1 protein-coding gene is annotated in these 535 nt (G+C 75.5%); it reads right to left on the reverse strand.

Translation table 11 applies throughout. The features are described from left to right. Window positions 1-535: DUF222 domain-containing protein (locus tag DT076_RS19125; protein ID WP_114128293.1), on the reverse strand; the 535-nt coding region annotated here is incomplete at both ends.

Consider the following 535-nt stretch of genomic DNA (forward strand, 5'->3'; position numbering starts at 1 on the left):
GCAGGATCGCGGCGTCGCCGGCGTCGATGCGGGCGAGCAGGGTCGCGAGCCCGTGTTCGTCGGGGCGGGCCCAGACTTCGTGGGTGTGGGCGGCGGCTTGGGCGCGGGCGGCGGCGGTGGCGGGGTCGGCTTCGAGGACGGCGGCGGTGAGGGTGGTGAGGAAGCGGGCGGCGCTGAGCTGGGGTCCGGCTTCGGCCAGCCACTCGTCGACGGTGGCGGCTTGTGCGGGGGTGAGGTGGCGGGTGTGGGTGGCGGCTTTGCGGGCCAGCCAGAGCGGGATGTGTCCGGTGCGGGTGGTGTGGTCGAGGTGGGGGAGTCGGTGGCGCAGGTCGAGGGCGTCGGCGAGGAGGCGGTGTCCGGCGGTGATGGAGAGCCGGCGCAGCACGGCGAACTCTGCGATCGCGTACACCGAGACCAGTGGGGTGCCGGGGCCGCCGGTGCCGACCAGGCAGTCACCGTCGAGCGGTCGGGCTGGGTCGGGGCCGGTTGGTGGGGTGAGGGTGTCGGCGTGGTCGGTGGCGGCGTCGCGTTGGCG

The organism is Desertihabitans brevis (assembly GCF_003327535.1).
GTDB lineage: Bacteria > Actinomycetota > Actinomycetes > Propionibacteriales > Propionibacteriaceae > Desertihabitans > Desertihabitans brevis.